General features: G+C 67.1%; 25 protein-coding genes. 14 read left to right on the top strand and 11 right to left on the bottom strand.

What is annotated here, in order from left to right; all coding sequences use genetic code 11:
* Positions 1 to 129: 129 nt before the first annotated feature.
* Positions 130 to 1,515 carry a PhoH family protein gene (locus ACFWF1_RS19955; RefSeq protein ID WP_379280845.1) on the bottom strand — a complete coding sequence of 462 codons (1,386 nt, stop codon included), beginning with the start codon at positions 1,513 to 1,515 and terminating at the stop codon, positions 130 to 132.
* A 636-nt stretch (positions 1,516 to 2,151) separates the two neighbouring features.
* On the opposite strand from ACFWF1_RS19955, the gene ACFWF1_RS19950 reads away from it, so the two are divergent.
* Complete coding sequence (locus tag ACFWF1_RS19950) at positions 2,152 to 2,424, top strand: hypothetical protein (protein WP_379280846.1); 273 nt, start codon at positions 2,152 to 2,154, stop codon at positions 2,422 to 2,424.
* 39 nt (positions 2,425 to 2,463) lie between these two features.
* Here the strand turns inward: ACFWF1_RS19950 and ACFWF1_RS19945 are convergent, their stop codons facing one another.
* Both ACFWF1_RS19945 and ACFWF1_RS19940 read right to left on the bottom strand, forming a co-directional pair.
* Complete coding sequence (locus ACFWF1_RS19945; RefSeq protein ID WP_379280847.1) at positions 2,464 to 2,883, bottom strand: limonene-1,2-epoxide hydrolase family protein; 420 nt, start codon at positions 2,881 to 2,883, stop codon at positions 2,464 to 2,466.
* Between the two features lie 48 nt (positions 2,884 to 2,931).
* Positions 2,932 to 3,663 (bottom strand): TetR/AcrR family transcriptional regulator, encoded by a 732-nt coding sequence (locus ACFWF1_RS19940; protein ID WP_379280848.1) that lies wholly within the window; start codon positions 3,661 to 3,663, stop codon positions 2,932 to 2,934.
* Positions 3,664 to 3,775: 112 nt separating this feature from the next.
* Between ACFWF1_RS19940 and ACFWF1_RS19935 the strand changes: the two genes are divergently transcribed.
* The 5 genes from ACFWF1_RS19935 to ACFWF1_RS19915 all read left to right on the top strand — a co-directional run bounded on the left by ACFWF1_RS19935 (position 3,776) and on the right by ACFWF1_RS19915 (position 8,117).
* Positions 3,776 to 4,972: an FAD-dependent monooxygenase gene (locus tag ACFWF1_RS19935; protein ID WP_379280849.1), complete on the top strand. Its 1,197-nt coding sequence runs from the start codon at positions 3,776 to 3,778 to the stop codon at positions 4,970 to 4,972.
* A gap of 170 nt (positions 4,973 to 5,142) precedes the next feature.
* Positions 5,143 to 5,532: a hypothetical protein gene (locus tag ACFWF1_RS19930; RefSeq protein WP_379280850.1), complete on the top strand. Its 390-nt coding sequence runs from the start codon at positions 5,143 to 5,145 to the stop codon at positions 5,530 to 5,532.
* The gene (locus tag ACFWF1_RS19925; RefSeq protein ID WP_379280851.1) at positions 5,529 to 6,122 is read left to right on the top strand and encodes a DUF3558 family protein; all 594 of its coding nucleotides are present in this window, start codon (positions 5,529 to 5,531) and stop codon (positions 6,120 to 6,122) included. Before ACFWF1_RS19930 ends, ACFWF1_RS19925 begins: the two co-directional genes overlap by 4 nt.
* Positions 6,123 to 6,144: 22 nt before the next feature.
* Positions 6,145 to 7,377: a hypothetical protein gene (locus ACFWF1_RS19920; protein ID WP_379280852.1), complete on the top strand. Its 1,233-nt coding sequence runs from the start codon at positions 6,145 to 6,147 to the stop codon at positions 7,375 to 7,377.
* Entirely contained in the window at positions 7,374 to 8,117 is a 744-nt protein-coding gene (locus ACFWF1_RS19915; RefSeq protein ID WP_379280853.1) for an ESX secretion-associated protein EspG, read from the top strand. The genes ACFWF1_RS19920 and ACFWF1_RS19915 overlap by 4 nt, the downstream gene beginning before the upstream one ends.
* 8 nt (positions 8,118 to 8,125) lie before the next feature.
* Here the strand turns inward: ACFWF1_RS19915 and ACFWF1_RS19910 are convergent, their stop codons facing one another.
* From ACFWF1_RS19910 to ACFWF1_RS19900, 3 genes are all read right to left on the bottom strand, one after another.
* A complete protein-coding gene (locus ACFWF1_RS19910; protein ID WP_379280854.1) occupies positions 8,126 to 8,923 on the bottom strand; it encodes an SGNH/GDSL hydrolase family protein in 798 nt (265 codons plus the stop codon).
* A gap of 359 nt (positions 8,924 to 9,282) precedes the next feature.
* Complete coding sequence (gene glyA / locus ACFWF1_RS19905) at positions 9,283 to 10,578, bottom strand: serine hydroxymethyltransferase (RefSeq protein WP_379280855.1); 1,296 nt, start codon at positions 10,576 to 10,578, stop codon at positions 9,283 to 9,285.
* A 90-nt stretch (positions 10,579 to 10,668) separates the two neighbouring features.
* On the bottom strand, positions 10,669 to 11,247 hold the full coding sequence (locus ACFWF1_RS19900) for a TetR/AcrR family transcriptional regulator (RefSeq protein ID WP_379280856.1): 579 nt from the start codon (positions 11,245 to 11,247) through the stop codon (positions 10,669 to 10,671).
* A gap of 239 nt (positions 11,248 to 11,486) precedes the next feature.
* On the opposite strand from ACFWF1_RS19900, the gene ACFWF1_RS19895 reads away from it, so the two are divergent.
* Complete coding sequence (locus tag ACFWF1_RS19895; protein ID WP_379280857.1) at positions 11,487 to 11,945, top strand: PaaI family thioesterase; 459 nt, start codon at positions 11,487 to 11,489, stop codon at positions 11,943 to 11,945.
* An 18-nt stretch (positions 11,946 to 11,963) separates the two neighbouring features.
* A complete protein-coding gene (locus ACFWF1_RS19890; protein ID WP_379280858.1) occupies positions 11,964 to 12,413 on the top strand; it encodes a nitroreductase family deazaflavin-dependent oxidoreductase in 450 nt (149 codons plus the stop codon).
* 203 nt (positions 12,414 to 12,616) lie between these two features.
* On the opposite strand, the gene ACFWF1_RS19885 is transcribed toward ACFWF1_RS19890, so the two are convergent.
* Positions 12,617 to 13,813: a DUF885 domain-containing protein gene (locus ACFWF1_RS19885; protein ID WP_379280859.1), complete on the bottom strand. Its 1,197-nt coding sequence runs from the start codon at positions 13,811 to 13,813 to the stop codon at positions 12,617 to 12,619.
* A 235-nt stretch (positions 13,814 to 14,048) separates the two neighbouring features.
* Here ACFWF1_RS19885 and coaA point away from each other — a divergent pair, with 235 nt between their 5' ends.
* Complete coding sequence (gene coaA / locus ACFWF1_RS19880) at positions 14,049 to 14,981, top strand: type I pantothenate kinase (protein ID WP_379280860.1); 933 nt, start codon at positions 14,049 to 14,051, stop codon at positions 14,979 to 14,981.
* A gap of 6 nt (positions 14,982 to 14,987) precedes the next feature.
* Here the strand turns inward: coaA and ACFWF1_RS19875 are convergent, their stop codons facing one another.
* Both ACFWF1_RS19875 and ACFWF1_RS19870 read right to left on the bottom strand, forming a co-directional pair.
* On the bottom strand, positions 14,988 to 15,581 hold the full coding sequence (locus ACFWF1_RS19875; protein ID WP_379280861.1) for a hypothetical protein: 594 nt from the start codon (positions 15,579 to 15,581) through the stop codon (positions 14,988 to 14,990).
* Between the two features lie 16 nt (positions 15,582 to 15,597).
* A complete protein-coding gene (locus ACFWF1_RS19870) occupies positions 15,598 to 16,377 on the bottom strand; it encodes an isoprenyl transferase (protein WP_379280862.1) in 780 nt (259 codons plus the stop codon).
* Positions 16,378 to 16,584: 207 nt separating this feature from the next.
* Between ACFWF1_RS19870 and ACFWF1_RS19865 the strand changes: the two genes are divergently transcribed.
* Positions 16,585 to 17,208 (top strand): hemolysin III family protein, encoded by a 624-nt coding sequence (locus ACFWF1_RS19865; RefSeq protein ID WP_379281205.1) that lies wholly within the window; start codon positions 16,585 to 16,587, stop codon positions 17,206 to 17,208.
* Between the two features lie 60 nt (positions 17,209 to 17,268).
* Positions 17,269 to 18,864: an adenylate/guanylate cyclase domain-containing protein gene (locus tag ACFWF1_RS19860; RefSeq protein WP_379280863.1), complete on the top strand. Its 1,596-nt coding sequence runs from the start codon at positions 17,269 to 17,271 to the stop codon at positions 18,862 to 18,864.
* Between the two features lie 192 nt (positions 18,865 to 19,056).
* On the opposite strand, the gene ACFWF1_RS19855 is transcribed toward ACFWF1_RS19860, so the two are convergent.
* Positions 19,057 to 21,087: a thioredoxin domain-containing protein gene (locus tag ACFWF1_RS19855; RefSeq protein WP_379280864.1), complete on the bottom strand. Its 2,031-nt coding sequence runs from the start codon at positions 21,085 to 21,087 to the stop codon at positions 19,057 to 19,059.
* Between the two features lie 498 nt (positions 21,088 to 21,585).
* Here ACFWF1_RS19855 and ACFWF1_RS19850 point away from each other — a divergent pair, with 498 nt between their 5' ends.
* Genes ACFWF1_RS19850 through ACFWF1_RS19840 form a run of 3 tightly spaced genes read left to right on the top strand, consistent with a single transcriptional unit; the run spans position 21,586 to position 22,909 of the window.
* Positions 21,586 to 22,440, top strand: coding sequence for a Fic family protein (locus ACFWF1_RS19850; RefSeq protein ID WP_379281206.1), 855 nt, complete (start codon positions 21,586 to 21,588; stop codon positions 22,438 to 22,440).
* 59 nt (positions 22,441 to 22,499) lie between these two features.
* Entirely contained in the window at positions 22,500 to 22,649 is a 150-nt protein-coding gene (locus ACFWF1_RS19845; RefSeq protein ID WP_379280865.1) for a hypothetical protein, read from the top strand.
* Complete coding sequence (locus tag ACFWF1_RS19840) at positions 22,646 to 22,909, top strand: MarR family winged helix-turn-helix transcriptional regulator (RefSeq protein ID WP_379280866.1); 264 nt, start codon at positions 22,646 to 22,648, stop codon at positions 22,907 to 22,909. The genes ACFWF1_RS19845 and ACFWF1_RS19840 overlap by 4 nt, the downstream gene beginning before the upstream one ends.
* Before the next feature lie 57 nt (positions 22,910 to 22,966).
* Here ACFWF1_RS19840 and ACFWF1_RS19835 read toward each other — a convergent pair whose 3' ends face one another.
* Entirely contained in the window at positions 22,967 to 24,277 is a 1,311-nt protein-coding gene (locus ACFWF1_RS19835; RefSeq protein WP_379280867.1) for an FAD-binding oxidoreductase, read from the bottom strand.
* Positions 24,278 to 24,298 lie beyond the last annotated feature (21 nt).

The following is a 24,298-nucleotide window of genomic DNA, read 5'->3' as shown; positions in this document are numbered from 1 at the left end:
ACGCCGCTGGCAGCCTAGGCCGATGTTCAGCAATGACCCGGCGAATCCACCAGGGACACGCCGGGTCATACCGAACAGCTATCGCAGGGATATTACCCGGCGACTGTGAGCGGAAACACACCACCCAACTCAGGCGTTGGGGCCGTACTCCTCCAGCATCTCGGTCACGAGCGCCGCGATCGGCGAACGCTCACTGCGGGTCAGCGTGATGTGAGCAAACAACGGGTGACCCTTGAGCTTCTCGATCACCGCAGCCACACCGTCGTGCCTGCCGACGCGCAGGTTGTCCCGCTGGGCCACATCGTGGGTGAGCACCACGCGCGACCCGGTGCCGAGCCGGCTGAGCACCGTGAGCAGCACGTTGCGTTCCAGCGACTGGGCCTCGTCGACGATCACGAACGAGTCGTGCAGCGACCGACCGCGAATGTGGGTAAGCGGCAACACCTCCAGCATGTCCCGGGCGAGCACCTCCTCCATCACCTCGCGGCTGGCCAGCCCGTCGAGCGTGTCGAAGACCGCCTGGGCCCACGGACCCATTTTCTCGCTCTCACTACCGGGCAGGTAGCCGAGCTCCTGGCCGCCGACCGCGTAGAGCGGACGGAAGACCACCACCTTTCGCTGAGTTCGCCGCTCCAGCACCGCCTCCAGGCCCGCGGTCAACGCGAGCGCGGATTTGCCGGTGCCCGCCCGGCCGCCGAGCGAGACGATGCCGATGCTCTCGTCCAGCAGCAGATCCAACGCGATGCGCTGCTCGGCCGATCGGCCGTGCAGGCCGAACGCCTCGCGTTCGCGCACCAGTTGCACCCGCTTGTCCGGCGTGACCCGGCCGAGCGCGCTGGAGCTGCTGCCCAACAACCGGATTCCGGTGTGGCAGGGCAGTTCCCGGGCATCATCGATGTCGAGGATGGAGTCCGAGTAGAGCTGGTCGATCTGCGCGGTGCTGACGTCGAGTTCCACCATTCCGGACCAGCCGGAAGTAACGACGTCCTGTGCGTGGTATTCGTCGGCTTGCAAGCCCACCGCACTCGCTTTGACCCGTAGCGGAATGTCCTTGGACACCAGCACCACCTGGCGGCCCTCGGCCGCGAGATTCAGTGCACAGGCCAGGATTCGGGAATCATTGGTGTCGGTGCGGAATCCGACCGGAAGGACCGCGGGATCGGTGTGGTTCAGTTCCACCTGCAGCGTTCCACCCTCGGTGCCGATCGGCACCTGCTGATCCAGCCTGCCGTGCTGCAGGCGAAGATCGTCCAGGTTGCGCAGGGCTTCCCGCGCGAACCAGCCCAGTTCATGGTGATGCCGTTTGCCTTCGAGTTCGCTGATGACGACCAGCGGTAGCACCACGTCGTGTTCGCCGAACCGGGTGAACGCCCAAGGATCGGACAAAAGGACCGAAGTGTCGATGACAAAAGTATCGGCCGGGGAATGCGAGGGGTGTGCCCCCTTCGCGGCGGTTCCGCCTTTCGCGGAACGGGATTGCGCCGAGGGAGCGGGAACGGAGCGTGAAGCAGTCACGGTGGGCTCCTCTTTGTCCGCGCGGCACCCGCACGAACGATCTCGCTGGACCGGTCCGTCCTGATGGGACCTGACGTTGCCGTCAGATGCCACGAGGGCCGGGTGCCGGCCCCCTCGTACTGATCAACTCAGTCACGGTCAGGACCTCCCGTACGAGCCACACCGCCGCGGCCCGCACCATCGACGCTACCGCCGAACTACGCTTCCCCGCTCCCGCACAGGTAGGCGTGTCCGTGAATTTGTCGTTAACCCAGAGACCAGCCCGCTCCGCTACCCCGCACCGGCGGTGTTCAAACCGGCTGGTGAGCGGCAATACCGCGCCCCCACGGCACCTTCTGGCCCCCGGCCGATCCCAGCAGATCCGCGGAGCGCCGCCAGCGAAGTGACCAGCATCATTGCCGCATCACTTCAGGTAAGTGCTTCCTGTAGCGCCGCGGTCCGGGGAACCCAACGTGGGTCCCGGGCCACGGTGTTGTCTCCGGTCATGTTGGTGCACGCGTACCCGACCGCGACCCCAGATTCGAGTGCCGCCACGCAGATCGGCCAATCGGTCAACTTCGTTGGGCCGATGCCATATTCGAGTCGAGAGGCCCGGCCTGTCGCGGGTGGTCGGCGGGGCCGGTTAGAGTCGCTGGCATGGCCGGTAATGAGGAACTGGAGAAGCTGTCGTCCAAGGAGCTGCACGATCGCGCGGTGAAGCTGGCCGTGCGGCATGGGGACGTGAAGTTCTTGTGGCGGTTGCTCACCTCGATTCCGGCGGCCGAGGCTGCCGCGGGCAACCTTGGCGAGAGCGAGGCGGACATCAAGTACGTGTTGCCGATGCTGGACGACTACATCCACGCGGGTGACGGTGAGATCGCCGAGGTGCTGCGGCCGTTCTATCTGGAGTACCTGACCGAGCACAGCTGATCGCCGAGTCCTCGACTCGGGATCGACGCCGCGGCGGGGTCAGCCGCGCGGCAGTGCGGCGCGGAAGAGGCCGACGGCCGTGCCGCGCAGGAAGTTCTCCCAGCTGAAGTGGTCGTGCCACAGGATGATTCGGCCGTCGCGCAGTTCGAAGGTGCCGGTCACCCAGAACGCGATGCGGACCGGGCCGAAGCGGAGGATGTCGGTGCGGTCGGTGAGCACGATGTTGCCGTCGGCGGCGATGTGGTGCATCGCCACCGCGAAGCCGAACGCGTCCCGGTCCAGGCCGAGCAGCACCTTGCGCGCCAAACCGCCGCCGAGATCGGGCAGCGAGGTGTTCTTCCAGACCACGTCCGGGTGCAGTAAGTCCAGCGCGTCCGAGACTGGGCCGTGTTCGAGCGCGGCGAAGAACTCCCGCACCGTGGTGATCGCGTCCTGCTGAAGTGATACGTCCTGGGCCATGATTCGACGATAGCCATTACCCGGTGTTACGGCTATCTCGCGAAGGGCTCAATTGCCCGCTCGGCGGCCGATCAGCACGGCCAAACCATCCAGAACGCGTTCGATACCGAAGTTCAGGGCATCGTTCGAGCCGCCCGCGTCGGGCGCGGCGACCTCCTCGGCGAAGGCGGCGGCCACGGCGGGATAGCGATCGCCCGCCTCGGCCATCATCTCCGCGAACTGTTCGGCGAACTGCCCGGCCGGGTCGTCGCCCAAGGATTGCGTCTGCTGAGCCAGGCTGCGGACGTGACCGTGCACCAAGACGATGGTGTCGAGTCGCTCCGAGCCGGTCAGACCGGTGCCGTCGAGCGCGACCAGCGCGCTCTCCATCCACCCCATCTCGTTGGGGCCGAACGGGCGCGCACCGATCGTGAGTTCGATGGCCCACGGGTGGGCCCGGTATCGCTGGTCAATCGACTCGGACCACAGCCGCAGCCCGGCACGCCAGCCTTCATGTGCCGAATCACCCCGCACCGCAGCGGTATCCGGCGGTGGGCCCATCGCCGAGTCGAGCATCAGCGCCATCAGCTGTTCTTTGCCCGGCACGTACCGATACAGCGACATCTTCGTGAAGCCGAGCTTGTCCGCCAACCGCTGCATCGACAGGTTCGCCAGCCCTTCGGCGTCGACGAGCGCGATCGCCTCGGCCACGATCCCTTCCAGCGAAAGGGCGGGCTTGGGCCCGCGCTTGGGCCGCTGCTGAGTACCCCAGAGCAGCTGAACAGTGGTCGGTGTCGGCATGACCAAATCCTTCCGGAGAACGGCTTGACCTGAAACTGTGTCTACCATACTCTAATTCGTGTCCGCCGGAAACAGAATCTGGTAGACGCAGATTCAGATCACAGGAGTCATCATGCGTAACAAGACCGTCCTCATCTCCGGCGCCAGCATCGCGGGCCCCGCCCTCGCCTACTGGCTGGACCGCTACGGCTTCGACGTCACCGTCATCGAACGCGCCCCCGGCCTGCGCCCGGGCGGCCAGGCGATCGACTTCAAGGGCCGGACACACTTCACCGTCCTGGAGCGGATGGGCATCCTGGCCGACATCAAGGAACGGCGGACCGGCACCACCGACACCGTCTTCGTCGACGAGAACGGCAAGCGGTTGGCCATCATGTCCGGCGACTTCACCGGCGGCGACGTGGAGATCCTGCGCGGCGACCTGGCCGAGATCATGTACAAGCGCACCGCGGAACACTGCGAGTATCTGTTCGGCGACTCGATCAGCGCCCTCACCGAACTCGCCGACGGTGTGCACGTCGAATTCGAACACGGCCCGGCGCGCACCTTCGACCTGGTCTTCGGCGCCGACGGCATCCACTCCAGGGTGCGCAAGCTGACCTTCGGTCCGGAAAAGGACTTCGTCAAGTACCTGGGCCACTACTACTGCGTCGCCGGCGCGAGCCCGTGGAGCAAGGACGCCACCGGACCGCGTGAGCGCGTCACCGCCTACGGTCACAACGCGCCCGGCAAGCTGGCGATCAGCGGCGGGTCGAAGGCACAGCAGTTGTACATGTTCATTTCGCCCGAGCTCGACTACTCCCGCGATGACACCGCGGCCCAGCGACGCATCGTCGAACAGGTCTACGCCGACGTGCACTGGGACGTTCCCCGAATGCTCAGCGAGATGGCCGATTTCAACGACTTCTACCTCGACTCGCTCAGCCAGGTGCGGATGCACGGCACCTACACCAAGGGGCGGGTCGCGCTGGTCGGCGACTCGGCATACGGAAACACGTTGGCGGGCTTCGGCACTGGGCTCGCGGTGGTCGGCGCGTATGTCATCGCGGGGGAACTCGCCGTCGCGGACGGTGACTACACCGTGGCGTTCGCTCGCTACAACGAGATCATGAAGGGCTACGCCAAGATCATGGGAAACAGCAACGCTGGAAGATTCCTCGCGCCGAAGACCGCGTACGGCATCAAGATGCGCAACTGGTTCTTCGGATCGTGGATGTTCGGCATGATGGTGAAGTACGCGGACAAGGCCGCCAACGACATCGACCTGCGGGACTACCCGGCGATGGTCGGCGCGACCGAGATCAACTGAAACCGTTGGCCGCGCTGTGGTTTCGATCCCGCGCACTGGTTCGAGGCCGTCCAGTATGCGGGGTCGATCCGCCGATGTGCTCGCACCGGAGAATCCACTGTGTTTCGATGGAACCGAACCGGGGTGGGGCGCGTCTATAGGGTCAGAGGCACTCATGAAAGGGGACGGTGATGGCGGTGGACAGCCCGTTTCCCGGGTACATCGAGGATGCGAAGTCCGGGGCGTTGACGGTGCGGATGGATCCGCAGGGGTTCGTCGATATCGACAAGGCGTGTCAGGACCTGATCGATTCGCTGGTGGCGGTGCAGACCGACGCACGCGAACTCGGTGAGCGATCGTATTGGGGTCTAGGCGAAGCGAATCCCCGGTTGTCGTCCGCCATCGAACTGGTCACCTTGTTCCGTGAGAAGGCATTCGGCGGCCCCAACAACGCCTTCGACACCATCACCGACTACATCGCTGTCGCCCAAGAGATCCAGACCATGTTCACCGCCATCCGCGACGCCTACGTCCGCACCGACGCCGGGTTCGCCGCCAAACTGCGGGAGCTCAGCGTATGAACCTCGGCGCCAGCGGAACAACCACTCCGCGAATCGGTTTCGCGGTGGCGGCGGCGGGTCTGCTCCTACTGACCGGCTGCACCGGGGACAAGGGTGCGGGCACACCGACACCGGCCACGGCATCGACGCCGTCCACGACCACCCCGAGCACGTCGACCGGGTCCAACGCGCCCACCGCATTCGACCCGTGCACCGCACTGACACCGCAGTTCTTGAGCGAGCATCGGTGGGACGCGAAACCGCCGGAACCCAAACAGGACAGCGCGGCCGGAGTCACCTGGAAGGGCTGCCGCTACGTCGCCAAGGCGAGCTACGGCTTCGTCATCGAGACGACCAACGGCACGCTGCCCCAGGTACGGGAGAAGTTCCCGGCCGCCGTGGAAGTCTCGGCAGGTCAACGCAAAGCGGTGCGCTACGAAGCGCGACCCGACGTCCCCGGCGGGTGCTCGATCAACATCGAGATGCAGTCCGGCTCGCTCTACATCCTGACCAACGTTCCGCAGACACCGGCCAACAAAAACCTCGCAGCCTGCGATATCACGACCGAAATCGCCCAAGCAGTCGCACCATTGCTGCCCGCCGGCAGCTGAACAACCCCACGGGGGAGCGATCATGAAACAAACCGATGGCCGCGCGATCACCAATCCCGAGAACGCGCAAAGCTTTACCCACGCCGAGATCAAGCAGGCGGCCGACGGGATGAACCCGGACGGGCTGGACAGCGCGTTCGACGCCTGGTCGAAGATCGCGACGGCGGTGACCGATGCCGGGCACCAGTTCGAGACCGCCATCAAGCAGGCGGTCGAACAGCATTGGGAGGGTGCGGCGGCCGACAGCGCGGTGCGCGGCATCCGCGACTACGCGACCCAGGTCGGCGAGTTCGGTACGACACTGAACGCGCAGAGCACGCCGTTGTCACAGGCCGCGAGCGCGGCCGCGAAATTCAAGATGTCGGTGCCCGACGTGGTGGACACCTCGACCAATCCCCGCGGCCCCGAGCTACGCAACTCCAACGAGGAGCAGGCTCGCGACGAGATGACCACGCAGTACATCCAGCCGTACGGCACCACCGCCCCCGCCATTCCGACGCTGCCGCCGCCGATCAGCCCGATCGTCGTGCCGACGCCCGGCGGCGACAGCAGTACCGATCCCGGCACGAACCCGGTCCCGGGCAAGACGCCCGACGGCAACGGTTCGCACACCGACAACAACGGTTCCGCCACCGAGGATTCCGGCAAGCAGGCACCGACCGACCAGACCGGCAAGTCGGCGGACACCGGTAAATCCGACACCGAGGCAAAACCGGAAGGCACTGCTGCGCAGTCTGTCTCGCCGGATCAGAACAACGCATCGACCACGCCTGCCGCGACGACGACGGCGGCGACCACCCCGAAGTCACCGACCAACCCGACCATCTCGGCCAATCCGATCACGACCGGAATCCCCACTACGCCACTGCCATCAGCACCGGCAACCGTCACCTCCGCTTCGTACAACGGCACTCCCAGCGGGTCGGGCACACCGAGCACCGGCGACCGCCCCAGCACCTCGACGTCCCCGCACACCTCGGCGAGCCCGATCAGCGAAGCCCGCCCCGGCACCTCCCGACCGCCGCTGCCCGCCACCACACCGGGCGCCGCCGGACCGCAACCCGCCGCCGTCCCTGGTCGAACCGGCGCACCGGGCACCTCGGGTTATCCCGGCATGTTTCCGCACGCCGCCCGAAGCCAGGGCGACGACGACGGCGAACACAAGTCCCCTGGTTTCCTGCGCACCGCGGAGCACGCCAAAGAACTCCTGGGCGAGGTGGAAAAGACTGTGCCGCCGGTGATCGGGGAAAAGTGACGGCACAGTGGTCGCTGTCGGCGGAGCAGTTCGCGGCGGCCTGGTTCGGGACCGGCCTCGATCGACTGCCGTTTCCGTTCCGCTTCACCAGTCGCTTCCCCGGTCTGCGCGAATACCAGACCTACCAGCGGGAATTCCGCGACGAACTGGCCCGGCCCGAGCGCGTCCCGCTGGCGCGTGCCATCACCGTGCTCGCCCGGCCCGATTGGCGCATCGAACTTTTCGGCCACGACAACACCCGCGACGGCATCGAGATGCGGGCGATCGGCTGCGCCAGCCGCGGCGGCGCGGGCGTGATCGCCGAGCAGACGCCCGCACCCACCGGCGGCCGAGTTCAACTCCGCCGCTGCCGCGTCGACCAACTCGCGACCGAACTGGTGCGACTGCTGCCGGACACCGCAGCGGGCAGCACGGGCGAAAAGTCCTTCCTGCTGGACGATCTCAACGATGACCGCCCCGACCTGTTCGGCAGCGCCCCCGCCAGCGAGGTCAAAGATCGCTACCGCCGCTTCTGGCGCCAGTCCGGCGGCACCCGCGGCACGGTCACCGTGCTGCTCGGCCCGCGCAACGCCGAACCGCTGCGCACCGGCCGCCTGCGCTGGATCGACACCGCCGACGGCCGCTACTACGAGGTTCCCGCCAACCGCGCCTTGATGATCCGGCCGGGCACCAGCGCCGACATCACCCGCTACCTCGACGAAGCGATCGCCCGGGCCAGGGCCCGGATGGACTCGGCGTGAACCGCCGATCAGGTGTTCGCGCGGATCGCTTCGATGAGCAGCTGCGCCTCGTGCTGATGACCAACGGCATTGGCGTGCAACGGTTGTGCGGGCGATTCAGGGAAGACGCCTTCGGCCCACCGATCGTCCGCCGGCGCGCAGGCATCGTGGCCGGCGCTGGCCGGGTAGACGTCGACGAAGGTCGCGCCGTGGGCCGCGGCCTGGGTGACCAGCACCGCGTTGACGGCTTCGACGCCTGCGTAGATCTGGTCGGCCTGCGTCGGCAGTAGCGGCACCGCCGGGAAGCAGCCGCCCGCGCGCACCCGCTCGATCTTGCCCATCACGAAGATCCTGGCCTGCGGTGCGCGGGCGCGGATATCGTCGAGCAGCCCGGCCAATTTCGATACCAGCGCGGTGGCGGTCCAGCCGTCGTCGGCGTAGTCGTTGATGCCGAAATCCACCGAGACGATCGTCGCGTCCGCGGTCACCGCGTCCATCTGCGGAGGGTTCGCGCCGCCGAACGGCAACGGCTGTGCCGCATACATATTCGCGATTTTCGCGCCGGAACACGCCGGGTCACGCAGGGTCAGTCCGAGTGCTTCGGCGGTCAGATGGGCGTAATTGTGGTCGGAACGAAAGCAGCCCAGCGGGTATATCTGCTCCGGGATGAACGGTCCCGCCGCGCTCGACTCCCCCACGGACACATAGATACCCGACGGTTCCGCGGCCGCCGACGCACCCATCACACCTGCGGCGAGCACGACCAGCGTGCACACCACCCGGACCGCCCGCCTGCCGACCACCAGGTTGCCTCCGCGTCGAGTCACCTACCTGAGAACTGAACTTCAGACTGCGCTCCCCCGCCGTCAGACGAGGGTGATCCGCGCAAACACTAGCGGGATCGCACGCGCCTGAGCTGCGACGACACGGCTCGGCGACCACATCGGTGTCTGCCGCCGGGTGCACAGATGGCCTGGCCCGCCGATGACGAACATGCCGCAAGACTCTGGACCGCCAAGAGCACCGCGAGGCATCACAGCCGGACAGGTGGGCAGGGCTGCACAACTGGCGCTCATCTATGACGCCGGTCAGGATTGCGGGGAGGGACCGTGTCCACAGACGATTCGGGCTCGCATATCCGGTGATTCACCAGATATGCGAGCCCGTCGAACGTCTTCGCGGCGACTCAGCCCAGCAGGCGCCAGTCCTCCAAGCCCTCGTAGAGCGGAACGCTCTGCGCCAGCTTGGTGACGCGGCCACGCAGCGCGTCGACATCGGAGGTGCCCGCGAGCGCGGTGGCGATGATATCGGCGACCTCGGTGAACTCGGTGTCGCCGAAGCCTCGGGTGGCCAGCGCGGCGGTGCCGATGCGCAGGCCGGAGGTGACCATCGGCGGGCGCGGGTCGAACGGAACGGCGTTGCGGTTCACCGTGATTCCGATCTCGTGCAGCAGATCCTCGCCCTGCTGGCCGTCGAGCTCGGAGTTGCGCAGGTCGACGAGCACCAGGTGCACGTCGGTGCCGCCGGTGAGCACGCTGACACCCTTGCCCTTTACGTCGGCCGCGGTGAGCCGCTCGGCCAGGATCTTGGCACCGGACAGCGTGCGCTCCTGCCGGTCCTTGAACTCACCGCCCGCCGCGATCTTGAAGGCGACGGCCTTGGCGGCGATGGCGTGCATGAGCGGTCCGCCCTGCTGCCCCGGGAACACCGCACTGTTGAGCTTCTTGGCGAACTCCTGCTTGGCCAGGATCAGGCCGGAGCGCGGACCGCCGAGGGTCTTGTGCACGGTGGAGGACACCACGTCGGCGTGCGGCACCGGCGAAGGGTGCAGGCCGGCCGCGACCAGACCGGCGAAGTGCGCCATGTCCACCCACAGATAGGCGCCCACCTCGTCGGCGATCGAGCGGAACGCCGCGAAGTCCTGCTGGCGCGGGTAGGCCGACCAGCCCGCCACGATCACCTTCGGACGAGCCTCGAGCGCGATGGTGCGCACCTCGTCCATGTCGATGCGGTGGTCTTCCTTGCTGACGCCGTAGAAGTGCGTCTCGTACAGCTTGCCGGAGAAGTTCAGCCGCATGCCGTGGGTCAGGTGACCGCCGTGCGCGAGGTCGAGGCCGAGCAGCTTGTCGCCGGGGTTCATCAGCGCCATCAGCACCGCGGCGTTCGCCTGCGCGCCGGAATGCGGCTGCACGTTGGCGAATTCGGCGCCGAAGAGTTCCTTGGCGCGGTCGCGGGCGAGGGTCTCGACGACGTCGACGTGCTCGCAGCCACCGTAGTAGCGCCGGCCCGGGTAGCCCTCGGCGTACTTGTTGGTGAGCACGCTGCCCTGCGCCTGCAGCACCGCGCGCGGCACGAAGTTCTCCGAGGCGATCATCTCGAGGGTGTCGCGCTCGCGGGCGAGTTCACCCGCCATCGCGGCGGCGAGCTCCGGATCGAGCTCACCGAGAGACTGAGTATTGACCGAGGCCGTCGTCTGCGTCACCGCCACAGTCTATGGGCCCGCATTGTCCTCTTCAGCATGGGGTTCCAGGCAACTCCGGGGTCATCCGTCACTCGACGCGTGTGCGGTTCGTTAGCTGTCGGCAGTGGTCGGGAGGTAGTGGTCCAGCAGGACCGAGAGGTGTTTTTGCGCGTCGGCCAGTGGCTGACTGGATTTCATGGCGCGCGACTGCACGATCGCACCCTCCAGCGCGCTGATCACGAAGCTGGCGAACGACTCCGCCTCCTCGGCGGGCAGTCCCGCGTCGGCGAAGCCGGTGCCGAGTCGTGCGTGCCAGTCGGCGAATACCGCACCGGCCGAGGCCTGTACATCGGGCTCGGATTCGGCGAGCGCGGCACCGATGATCGGGCAGCCCGCGCGGAACGAGCTCGTGTCCAATGCGGTGATCCACCAGCCGAACAATGCGTCGAACCACTGTCGCGGCGGACGCGAGGCGGCGACCTTCTCGATCACGGTCGCGAGCCGCGCGCCGGCCACGGTGGTGGCGGTCGCGACGAGCTCGCTCTTGCCGGACGGGAAGTGCTGATACAGCGAATTGCGTGACGCCTTGCCGCGGTCGAGCAATGCGGTCAGACCCGCGCCTGCCACGCCCTGCTCGCGGACGAGTTCGATCGCGCTCTCGATCAGCCGAGCGCGTGGGCCTCCGGTCATCGGGCACCCCCTGTGCGGTCGAAGTTCCCGGTGCCCGTGGGACGGGCGGGCACTGCACCAGTGTGACTTATGCCACCCGGCGCTGGTCGGCCGGAGATTCCGCCCGTTGTCGGCGGCGCGAGCGCGGCGCGCGTATTTCTCACGCGCATCTCCTCCTCCAGCATGGTTGCGTGAACCGATCGGTCCATGCTGCAATCATGACAGATGTGGACCGATCGGTTCACCGAAAGGACGGATTCATGTCGGAGACCACGATCGACCTCGCGCAACTGACGGGCCTGGAGATGCTCCGCCTCGGGATGACGCGGACGGACCGCCCTCCGTTCATCGGCGATCTGCTCGGCATGGAAGTGGACCTGCTCGAGCAGGGCAAGGTGGTGTTCTCGCTAAGCACCCGCCCCGACTTCGCCAACCCGCTCGGCACCACGCACGGCGGCATCTGCGCCACCCTGCTCGACTCGGTGATGGGCTGCGCGGTGCACTCCACCCTCGACGCCGGCGTCGGCTACTCCACCTTGGAACTGAAGGTCAACTACATCCGCTCCGTTCCCACCGACGGCCAGAAGCTCACCGCCACCGGCACCACCATCCACGTCGGCCGCACCACCGCGACCGCCGAGGGCAGGGTCGTCGACGAACAGGGCAGGCTGGTTGCGCACGCCACCACCACCTGCGTCATTTTTCGCGGAAATCGCTGAGACACAAGGAGTCTCGCCATGACTACCCGCAGCACCAGCGCCGCCGTCCGCAAGTTCCGCCGCGAGCGCCTCCTCGGCCGCTACCTGGTCAACCCTGCCGTCGGCCTGCTCGACCGCATCGGCATCCGCTCGGCCCTGCTCGCCGAATTGGAGACCACCGGCGCGAAAACCGGTCAGCCGCGCCGTGTTCCGGTCACCGTCTCGGTGGATGACCAAGGCGCCTGGCTCATTTCGCAGCACGGCCGCCGCTCCGGCTGGGCCCGCAATATCGTCGCCGACCCGAAAGTCCGCCTGCGCCAAGGCAAACGCTGGTTCACCGGCACCGCCGCCTTCGTCCCCGACGACGACGTGGTCGCCCGCGCCCGCAGCTTCGCCAAGGGCCGCGTCCTCGAATCCGCCGCGGAATGGACCATGAAAGCGCTGGAAAGCGACCCCATCTCAGTGCGCATCACCTTCACCAACGCCTGACTCCCGCCCCTGCCCCCGCCACTCGGGGCACCTCGATTCGGGGCAGCGCGAGACGTAACAAGACACCCGATTCCGCCGGTTCACCAGATGGCCGGCACGAACCGGAGGGGATCGCGCCGTACGACACACCGCGGCGCCATCGTCCTCGGACATTCGCACCCTCCACCACTGCCCGGCGGCGGGTGCGAATCCGTGTCACGAGATCAGTTGCGGCGCAGGGCACCCGGGGTCAGCGGTTCGTCCAGTAACCGGCGGAAGCGGTCGGCGCGGTCGTCCGCGGCGGTGGCGCGATCCAGCCAGCCGCCGAGCAGGCGGTAGCCCTCCACGTAGGTGGAGATGTAGGCGCGCCATAGTGGGGAGGACAGGAAGCGCAGGGTTTGGCGGGCGCGTTCGGGGGTGGCGAGGCTCCAGGTCTGCAGGAATTCGGTGACCTCGTCCTCGGGGCGATGCTGGTCGTGCAGGAGCAGGGCCGCGTCCTGACGGACGCTGAGCAGCTTCGCCGACGCGGTCGAAAGTTGTTCTGCCCGTTCGCCGTCGAAGCGCAGGCCGAGGTCGGCGTAGATCTCCTGGGCCCATTTTCCCCAGCCGGGGCCGACGATGGCCTGCAGGGCCAGGTCGGCGAGGCCCTCGGCCATCAAGCACTGCGGAGTGTTCACGACGAACAGGGTTTGTTCGGCCTGACCGGTCGCGACCAGTCCGGCCTCCTTGCGGCAGTGCTCGGTGTGATGACCCGGGTAAGACTCGTGCGCGATCAGCGACGGCAGGTGCGTCATGTGCTGTTTGAGGTCGGAGTTGATCGCGACGCGGGACTGATAGTTGCCGAGGTAGTAGTTGAAGCCGGACCAGGGCTTGTCGCCGACCACCTCGTAGGTGACGTGCTCGTGGTCGGGCAGCGGATAGCGGTCGCGGACCAGTTCACGCAAGGCATCGGAGAACGCCGCGACGCAGGCGGCCAATCGCTCCGGCGGGATCTCGTCGGCCTTGCGATGCGTGGCCACTCGCTGGGCCAGCGGGCCCGTACCGGCGAGGACCTCGTCCATCTGCCGGTGTGCGTCGCGGTAGTCCTCGACGTTGCCCGGGGCGATGTCCACGTCGAAGTAGGCGCGCACTTCATCGACGAACCCGATGTCGTCACCGGCGAACTTGCGTCCGGAGCATTCCAGCGCGCGCAGGTGTACGTCGAGGAATTCGGTGCGCTCCACGGTCAGTCCCGCGTCGGGCAATCCGGCACGCAGTTCGGCCGCCCGGCGGGCCAGCTGCCGCGGCTCCGGCGCGGGGGCGTTCGCCACTTCGCGGCGCAGGGCCGGATCACCGGTATACGCGTCGACGAACCCGTCTTCGAGTCGGTCGAATGCCAGGCCGAGCCGCAGGTACTCGGTCACCAGGGGATGCGCTGCCATCCGGTCGACTTTAGCGGCTCACCGGGAGCCCGGACGCGGCACAATCACGCGACGCCACCCTGCGTTCGCCCGGTGAAAAGCGCTCGGCGTCGACCGAGTCAACCCAGTATCGGTACCCCGCTTTTTCCACGCCGTTGACGCAGAGCAGAATTCGGTTATGCGGCGAGAGTTAGACCGAATCACACGGAGCCGGCACGGTATGTGTACGCGTTTGCCGAACTGGAGCGTCGGGTAAGTGGGACGAATGAGCGAGCCCAGTCCGTATGTGGAATTCGACCGGAAACAGTGGCGCACACTGCGTAAGTCGACTCCCCTGGTGCTCACCGAGGAAGAACTGAGGGGCCTGCGCGGTCTCGGCGAACAGATCGACCTCGAAGAAGTCGCGGAGGTCTATCTGCCACTCGCTCGCCTCATCCATCTGCAGGTGGCCGCGCGCCAGCGGCTGTTCGCCGCGACCGCGACCTTCCTCGGCGAGACGCACCCCGATCGGCAGGTGCCGTTCGTGATCGGCGTCGCGGGCAGCGTCGCGGTCGGCAAGTCCACCACCGCCCGCGTGCTGCAGGCGCTGCTCGCCCGGTGGGACCACCATCCGCGGGTGGACCTGGTCACCACCGACGGATTCCTCTATCCCACCGCCGAACTCACCCGCCGCGGCATCATGCATCGCAAGGGCTTCCCGGAGAGCTACGACCGCCGCAAGCTGCTGCGATTCGTCACCGAGGTGAAGTCGGGCGCGGCCGAGGTGTGCGCGCCGGTGTACTCGCACATCTCCTACGACATCGTGCCGGACAAGTTCCACTGCGTGCACCAGCCCGACATCCTGATCGTCGAGGGCCTGAACGTGCTGCAGACCGGGCCGCGGCTGATGGTCTCGGACCTCTTCGACTTCTCCATCTACGTCGACGCCCGCATCGAGGACATCGAGAACTGGTATGTGCAAAGGTTTCTCGCGCTGCGTGAGACCGCCTTCGCGAACCCGAACGCGCATTTCCACCACTACTCCGGATTCACCGACGAGCAGGCGACCCATGCCGCGTCCGAGATCTGGAACAACACCAACCGCCCGAATCTGGTGGAGAACATTCTGCCGACCCGGCCCCGCGCCACCCTCGTGTTACGCAAGGACGCCGACCACAGCATCAATAGACTGCGACTACGTAAATTGTGATCCCGCTTACAATTTCCAGGCTTCGTCGAGCCGTTTCGCCACATTGATATCGCGGGCCGCGGCAATGTGCGGTTTGTCGATCTCCTTGGCGATATAGCGCGCGACGAAACGCCGGATCTCCTGATCGACGCTGGCGAGGATGCGCAACAGGTTCCCGCGAATGGTGTCGGTAGCGACATTGATCCGGACGTCGCTCGACCGCGGCGTCGCGATGTCGATGACCACGCGCAGCGGCTCGGCGGCCCGCACGACCAGGTGCAGATGGATGTGCCCGTCCACCTCGAAGCGGTGCCGGTCCAGCGCGAGATCGATGAGCATGTCGACGCTCAGCGGGATCTTCAGCGCGAACGAGATCACGTCGTCGATATCGCGGCGCACCACGGCCTGACCGAGCTGCACCTGCGCGCTCGCCTTCGCCAACCGGCCCGGCCCCACGCCGATCGGACCGAAATCGAAAGCGGCCCCGGTCAACTGGTCGAACGCACCGAGGATGCGCTCCTCGGTGGCGGCGTACTCGAAGAACCGGCGACCGAAGTCTTCGTAGCTGAGGTAGGGCGCCGTAGCTCGGTGTCCACCGGAGCGGCTGTCCAGGTCACTCATGACCCACCGCCGGACCTCAGATGCCGAAGCGCCGGTGTCGTGCCGCGAAGTCGCGCAGCGCCCGTAGGAAGTCCACGCGCCGGAATTCCGGCCAGTATGCCTCGGTGAACCATATCTCCGAGTATGCGCTCTGCCACAGCAGGAAACCGGAGAGTCGCTGTTCCCCGGAGGTGCGGATGACCAGGTCCGGGTCGGGCTGACCGGAGGTGTAGAGGTGCTGGCCGATGGCGTTCACGGTGATCGACTGCACCAGATCCTCGCCGGTCTCGCCCGCCGCGATCTCCTGGCGCACCAGCGAGCGCACCGCGTCGGTGATCTCCTGCCTGCCGCCATAACCGACGGCCACGTTGACGTGCACGCCGCTGTTGCCCTCGGTCCGTTCGGCGGCGGTGCGCAGGCGCTTGGCGATCAGCTCGGGGAAGCCGTCGAGCGTGCCGACGATCCGCACGCTCCAATTCCGTTCCGGGTCCGACAGTTCCTCGACGACGTCGGTGATCACCTCGAACAGGGTCTCCAGTTCCTCCGGATCGCGCTGCAGGTTCTCGGTGGAGAGCAGGTAGACGGTGACCATCTCGATGCCCTCGGCCTGACACCAGCCGACCAGCTCGGCGATCTTGACCGCGCCGACCCGATGACCGTGGCTCACGTCGGTGAAACCGTTCTCGCGCGCCCACCGCCGATTACCATCGCACATCACCGCGACGTGGCGGGGATGTTGTTTGCCGGCCAGCTGCTTCATGAGCCGGGCCTCGTAGATGCGATACGGCAAACCCCGCACCTGAACCGGAAGCTCCACGCGGCCACCCTACGCCTCAGCGGCGGGATCCTGGCAGCGACCGGGTCTCCCGGTACAGTGGCGGGAGACCGTAACTTACGGTTCCGTAGGTTACCGGCGAGTTCAATCAGGAGGTAGCTCGTGTCCGAATCGGTCGGCGGCACCGACACCGGAGTGGTCGACGACTCGGGGCCGGAGTCCCTGGTCGAGGCACTCGGCAAACCCCGGATGCGCGGCTGGATCCACACCTGGGCGGTCGGCATCGCGGCCGTCGCCGCCATCGTGCTCGTCGCCAAGGCGGCCACCATCTCGGCCACCGCGGGCTGGTCCACCGCCGTCTACGGGCTGACGGTGTGCGGCCTGTTCGGCATCAGTGCGGTCTATCACCGGGTGACCTGGCCCACCGCGCAGGCCCGCATCCGGATGAAGCGGGCGGATCACTCGATGATCTTCCTGTTCATCGCGGGCAGTTACACACCGTTCGCCCTGCTCGGCCTCCCCGGCCGCACCGGGCAGACGCTGCTGATCGTGGTGTGGGCGGGCGCGCTGGCAGGTGTCGCGCTGAAACTGTTGTGGCCCACCGCTCCCCGCTGGGTCGGCGTGCCGCTCTACCTGTTGCTCGGCTGGGCCATCGTGCCGGTCGCCGGGCAGCTGAACAGTCAGATCGGCATCGCGCCGCTGATCCTGCTGCTGGTCGGCGGGCTGTTCTACAGCGGCGGCGCCATCCTCTACGCCACCAAATGGCCCAACCCGTGGCCCACCGTCTTCGGCCATCACGAGTTCTTCCACGCCGCGACGGTGCTCGCCGCGCTCACCCACTATGTCGCGGTCTGGCTCGTCGTCCTCCGATGACCAGCGCGAACGGCTAAGCTGCTCGTTCGTGTTCCTAGTCACTGCCGTTCGTGGCGTCGCATGATCGCCCGGCTGGTCATCTGGGCACTCAAGGCCCGCGCCGGTCTCGCGGCGGTGGTGATCACCGCCAATCTCAGCGGTCTGGCCGTCATCATCATGGAGCTCTGGCTCAGCGGGTCGCTGAGCAGGCTCGGCCCCGACTGGCTCAGGCATGTCGCGCTGGCGGGCATCTATCCCACGCTCGGCTTCCTGGCCGGGGTCGCGCTCGCGATCCGGGACCGGTCGTACCATTTCGGCTGGCTCGATCAGGGACGCAAACCGACTGAGGAGGAAGCGCGGCAGCTGCTTCGCCTGCCGATCACCATCACCACCCGTGCGCTCGCGGTGTGGATCACCGGTGTCATCGTCGCCACCCTGTCGCTCATCCGGCTGACCCCGGACAACGATCCGGCGGTGATCGCGGCGCTGTTCACCTTCGGCGGGATCGAATCGGTCGGGCTGACCTTCCTCATCGTCGATCGGCTCATCCGGCCAACCATTCCGATCGTCGCCGCGGTGCTCGGGCCGACCATGCACTGGAGTTCCTCGGTGCTGGTCCGGGTCGTGGTCAGCTGGGCGGTCGCGGCGGCGTTGCCGATGCTGATGCTGATCGTGGTGCTCGGCAATCCGGTGGCCGATCCCGCCGATCGCGTGCGCACCGCCATCTACCTTTCGGTGGTCGGTCTCGGCGTCGGCGCGTTGGCGACGGCGTTCCTGGCCCGCGCGGTGGCCACGCCGATGCGCACGTTGCGGCTGGCGTTGGATCGCATCACCAAGGGCGATCTCGACGTGCGCGTTCCGGTGGGCAGCACCAGCGAGATCGGACGGTTGGAGAACTCGGTCAACGAGCTGGTCGCGAATCTGCGTGAGCGCCAACGGATGCGCGACGTATTCGGCAGGCACGTCGGCACCGAGGTGGCCGAGCGCGCGCTGGCCGGCGGGCTGGACCTCACCGGCGACGTGCGGGTGGTGACCGCGCTGTTCGTCGACGTGACCGGCTCGGTCGAACTGTCCACCGGGCTGCCGCCGGAGGAGTTCGTGGCCAAGCTGAACCGGCTGCTCGCGACCGTCGTCGCCGCGACCGAGGAGAACAACGGGCTGGTCAACAAGTTCGAGGGCGATGCCGCGCTGTGTATCTTCGGCGCGCCGATCGCCCTGCGCGACAACGCGACTCCCGCACTGCGCGCGGCACGGCGGATCCGGGACGAGGTGGTCGCGGCGGGCGAACTCGACATCGGCATCGGCGTCGCGCACGGCCTGGTCTTCGCGGGCGATATCGGCTCGGACACGCGACTGGAGTACACCGTCATCGGAGACGCCGTCAACGAGGCGGCCCGCCTCACCACCGAGGCGAAAGAGGTACCGCGCCGAATACTGGTGAGCGGTTCCGCCATCGAGGACGCCGCGCCGCACGAACGTGCGAAATGGACGCTGTACGAGACGATTCTGCTGCGTGGGATGAAGCAGCCGACGGCCTGTTGGACCGACGTCGACCAGGCCGCCACGGACCTGAGCGGCAATGGTTCCCGAACCGCCGCGCCGAGCGGCACCGCGGATCCGGCGACCGATCGCAGCGCGGTGGTCGAAGTTCGCACCGCTGCAACGGAAACCGACTGATCGGCTGTTCCGCTGCGTCATCGGGCAGCCGACCTCGGTGACCAGCGGCGCTATCGCCCCGGCGCTCGGCAGCAGCCACTGACCGTTATAACAAGGCGAGCGATCAGCGCCTTCGTCCGCTGTAGGCAGGCCCTAGCTCGGCGACCACCGCCACCAGCGAGTCTTCCGACCGCCCCGGTCGACTCCCCTCGCCTATGTCCGTTCCAAAGCCGCACGCAGTTCAGCCGATGTCGCTACCGGGAGGTCGCAGACCGTGCCGCGGCAGACATAGGCGGCGGGCTCGCCGCCCAGCAATGGGCGGTCCGCCAGCAAGGGAGCCGAATTCGGCAGGCCGGCAAGGATTACCGTGCCGCCGGGGGCGGTGGCACGGGCAGTGGCGAGCAGTTCACTTGGCTCGCTGGGTGTTTCGGTGGCGATAGCGACCTGGAGGGGCCCGCGGAGAGCGGCCTCGGCGACCGTGATCCATTGGCCCGCTGAGCGTGGGGCGCGGGCCAGGACGACCGCGCCGCGCTGAAGAGTCTGTTCGGCCAGTGAGAAATAGGGAATGGCGCGGTCGGGATCGCTGGCGGCGGCCGCGGTGAGCAGCGCTTCGGCGAGGGCGGACGCGCCCGCCGGGGTAGCGCCGTCGACCGGGTCGCGAGGCCGGGCGACCAGGGTCTCGGCGTCGTCGGCGGTGTCGTACCAGCTGCCGGGGATGCCGGGATCGGCGAAGTGCTGGATTGCCTTGTCCAGCAATTGTTGCGCCTCGTCGAGCCAGTTGAGCTCGCCGGTGGCCTGATGCAGGGCGAGCAGGCCGGTGACGAGCCAGGCGTAGTCCTCGAGCACGCCGGGCGACGCCCCTGCTGTGCCGTTCAGTGAGGCGCGGCGCACGCGGTCGTCGATCACGTGCTCGGACAACAGGAATCGCGCGCAGCGGACAGCAGCGGCTACCCAGTCGCGCTCACCCAGTGCGGCACCCGCCTCGGCCAATGCCGTGATCGCCATGCCGTTCCACGCGGTGACCACTTTGTCGTCGCGGTCCGGTTGCGGGCGGCCGTCGCGAGCCTTGCGCAGCGCGGCGGTGATGCGTTCGAGCCGATCGATATCGGCGGGATCGGTGTATCGGGTGAGCACCGAAGTGCCCTGCTCGAAATTCCCACCGGTTGTCACCCCGAAAAACTCTGCGGCCCAGGCGCCTTCGATCGGTCCGAGTTCGCCGACCAGCTCGGCGGGCGTCCAGACATAGGTCGCGCCCTCTACCCCGGGCTGGCCGGGCTCGAGATGTGTATCGGCGTCGAGCGCGGAGGCGAAGCCACCTTGCTCGGTACCCAGATCGTCGAGCAGGAACTGAACAGTTTCACGAGTAACCCGGTGCGCCAACGACTCCGGCGATCGCCGCGCCAAATGCCCATACACCCGCAGCAATTGGGCATTGTCGTACAGCATCTTCTCGAAATGCGGTATCACCCAAGCCGGATCAACGGAGTAGCGCGCGAATCCACCACGCAACTGGTCGTAGATGCCGCCACGCGCCATCGCCTCGGCCGTACGATTCACCGCCGCGAGCACCGCCGGATCGCCGCTGCGCTCCCAACTGCGCAGCAGCCCCTCCAACAGCGCCGACGGCGGAAACTTCGGCGCCCCACCGAATCCCGCATACTTCGGATCCTCGTCCCGCAACACCGCGGCGACCGCATGATCCAGCAACTCGGCATTGATCGCCAGATCCGAATCAGGCAGCCCCGCCGCCTGCGCCTGCAACGCCTCGGTCACCTGCGCCGACGCCTTGTGCACCTCATCACGCCGCTGCTGCCAGGTCTCGGTGATCGCGGTAAGCAACTGCGTGAACGACGGCATCCCACCCCGCGGCACCTTCGGGTAGTACGTCCCGCAGTAGAACGGCTCCCCCTCCGGCGTAAGGAAGCACGTCATCGGCCACCCACCCTGCCCCGTCATCGCAACGGTGGCATTCATATACACCGCATCCAGATCAGGCCGCTCCTCCCGATCCACCTTGATACAAACAAAGTTCTCGTTCATCAACTCGGCAGTCGCGACATCCTCGAACGACTCATGCGCCATCACATGACACCAGTGACACGACGCATACCCGATCGACAACAGAATCGGCACATCCCGCTCCGCCGCCTCCGCCAAGGCAGTGGCATCCCACTCCCGCCAATCAACTGGATTGTCGGCATGCTGACGCAGGTAGGGAGATGTCGCAGCGGCCAATTGATTCACGTTTCCAGCCTGCCATACCCGGGGCGCACGCAAACCCGATCCATGCTCGCCTCTCGCGTCCGGGGTTAACTCGGATTGATCATTGCGTTAGTCCGAGTTATGATGTTAAATCGGACTAAGGCCGTGATTTTTCCGACTTAGGAGGCGTCTGTGTCGACAAAGTGGGCCGCGCACGCCCGGGAGCGGCGAGCGTGGCAGCAGACACATCGCGGCGGCACCCGGGACGATCGAATGCTGCGGGAGATCGAGGTGTCCCTGCCGCCAAGGATCGCCAGACAGGCAGTTGACATCGATACTGCGCTGTCGACCGAATTGGAGGCGGCGGTTCGGGAGATCGCGGTGTTGGACGCCACGCATGGGGACCAACTCGAAGCATTAGGGTTACTGCTACTGCGCACCGAGTCGGTGGCGTCGTCGAAGATCGAAGCCATCGACGCCGATCCCGACGACTACGCTCGCGCGCTACACGGCATTCGGAGCAACCCTTCGGCGGTGGCGATGGCCGCCGCCACAGACGCGCTGGACGCACTGATTGGCTCCGCCTCCCGCGAGCGTCGGGTCACCATACCGAATTTCCTTGCCGCGCACCGTATTCTCATGGCCGACGACAAGTACGAACACATGCATGCAGGGCGCTTCCGGGACATGCAGAACTGGATTGGCGGCAGCGACCATTCGCCGCGTGGTTCGCTCTACATTCCGCCACCACCGGACACCGTGGCCGACTACATGGCCGATCTAGAGACGTTCGTCAACCGGAGCGATCTGTCGGCGCTCGCGCAAGCGGCAGTCGCGCACGCGCAGTTCGAGTCCATCCATCCGTTCACCGACGGCAACGGCCGGATCGGGCGGGCGCTCATCAACAGTGTGCTGCGGTTGCGTGGCGTAACCACACTGGTGGTGGTTCCGCTCGCGTCGGCACTGGTAGCCCGGCGCGACCGCTACTTCGAACTGCTCACGCTCTACCGGACAGGTGACGTGCGGCCGCTCATCTCGGATTTCGCGCGATGTGCGGCGATCGCGGCGGCGCAGTCGCGAACGACAGCCGAGCGGCTGCGCGACGAGATTCCTCGCGAGTGGCGCGACCTGCTGGGCGGTGTGCGCGCTGGCAGCGCCGCCGCTGCGTTACTCGGACACCTACCTGCCCACCCGATCCTGTCCGCCGAGGAGGCGGAAGCCCTGACAAACGCTTCTCGCAGCAGCGTTTTCGCGGCAATCGACCGCCTGGCCGAAGCTGGCGTACTACGGCCGCTCACCGACCGGAAACGCAACCAGATCTGGGGCGCCGGCGCAGTCCTCGACGAACTCGACGACCTCGGCGTCCGGATCGCCGATGCTGCTCGCCCAGTGTGAACATGTCGGCGACTTGCTCTGGGTTGTCGATACGAACTACGGGCCACATAGTCGATCAGTTGTCCGGTGGTGGACCATGGGCCGTGCACGGGCAGCAGCAGGGTGTCGGCGGCGACGTCCGGGACGGTGAGGGCGTCGCCGGGATGGAACATGGCGTCGTCGATCAAGAATCCGATGTTGCTCCGAACTGGCGCACCGGCGCAACGTGACGCACCAATCGGCCGCCAAGACCATCAAGGACCTCGTCGGCGCCGGCCTGGTGCGCACCGAACCGCATCCCGACGACGGCCGCAAGCACCTGCTGTACATCACCGACACCGGCCGAGCCCGCCTGCGGCGCGAACGTACCCAGCGCGCCACCTCACTCGACAGCGCCATCAGCAACACACTCACCCCGGACGAGCAGCAACAACTGTGGGACTGCGTGCGATTGCTGACCCGCATCACCGCTCATATGAACGGACGGTGACCGAGTGGCTCGACGCAGAGTCAGCTCGCCGGTGCCGTGCACACGCACTCCGCGAGGTCAGCCGAGGACTGGGAAGTTTGCGCGGATGATGTTGTGGGGGTCGCGGTTTCGCTTGATCTCGCGCAGTCGCGCGAGGGTGTGTGGGTCGAAAGCTGCGGTGGCGGACTCGCCGGGGGCGAGGAAGGTGTAGGGCTTGGTGCCGGTCAGGTGGGTGCCGAGGGCGCTGGTGATCTCGTCGAATCGGTCACCGATGGTATCGAGCAGGTGCGGCAGTCCCAGGCCGAGCAGGTACAGCGCGTACGGTTCGGCGACCGCGCCGCGGGCGCCGAAGTCGGGGCGGTCCTGGGCGAGCGCGCCACCCAGGCCGCGGATCTGCACGTTGAGTAGCGGGGCGACGGGTGCGTCGATGAGGGTCTTCACGACTGCGTCGCCGAGATCGGTGAGCAGCTCGCCGCGCGAGAGCGACGGGCTGGGGTCGGTGGGTTCGGCGGTGATCTTGCCGATCTCGCCCGGGCTGAGTTTGCCTCGGGTGTCGGCGATGATGCCGTCGATCGTGTCGAGCCTGCGGGTCAGGTACCGTCCGTCGGCGGGGTCGCCGAGGTAGGCGAAGTCGATGGCGACGGTCGGCGCGGCGCCGGGAATCTGATAGCGCTGCAACCACACTGACAGTTCGGCGGGTGCGTCGGTGGTGAGCTCGGTGAACAGGTCGAAGACCTCGCGGGTGCGGTCGGCAGACCACATGACCCGCCCGCCGTAGAGGCGGGGCAGCGCGAACAACTCGAACTCGAGCCCTGTGACGATCCCGAAATCGCCACCGCCGCCACGCAAAGCCCAGAACAGCTCCGGATCGGAGTCGGCGGTGACGCGCTGCGGACTACCGGCGGCGTCGACGATCTCGACCGCCCGCACCGCGTTCGCGGCCCACCCGTACTTTCGGGCGAACCAGCCGAACCCGCCGCCCAGGGTGTATCCGGTCACCCCGACGACCGGGTTGCTCCCGGCCAGCCCGGTGAGCCCGCACCCGGCTGCCGCTGCCTGCACCTGTCCCCACTGCACGCCGCTGCCCACACGCGCCACGCGCTGTCCGGGGTCGATGTCGATGGTGTTGAAGTGCTTGGTGCGCACCAGGATCGCGCCGTCGATGTCGCCGGTCGCGCCGTGCCCGGTCGGCTGCGTCACCACTGCCCGGCCCGCCCGGCGGGCGTAGTCGAGCACCGCCGCGACGTCCTGCGCGTCGGCGACTTCGACGACGCCGGCCACAGACTGCGCGATGGCGGAGTTCCACGGTCGCGCCGCCTGATCGAAATCGGCGTCGCCCGGTAGGAGCACACCGCCACGGACCGCGGTGCGTAGGTCTTGGATAGACATTCTCAGTCCTCGTTCGTCATT

The organism is Nocardia sp. NPDC060255 (assembly GCF_042727395.1).
Taxonomy (GTDB): Bacteria; Actinomycetota; Actinomycetes; order Mycobacteriales; family Mycobacteriaceae; genus Nocardia.
This window is presented reverse-complemented; position numbering and strand designations above follow the sequence as displayed.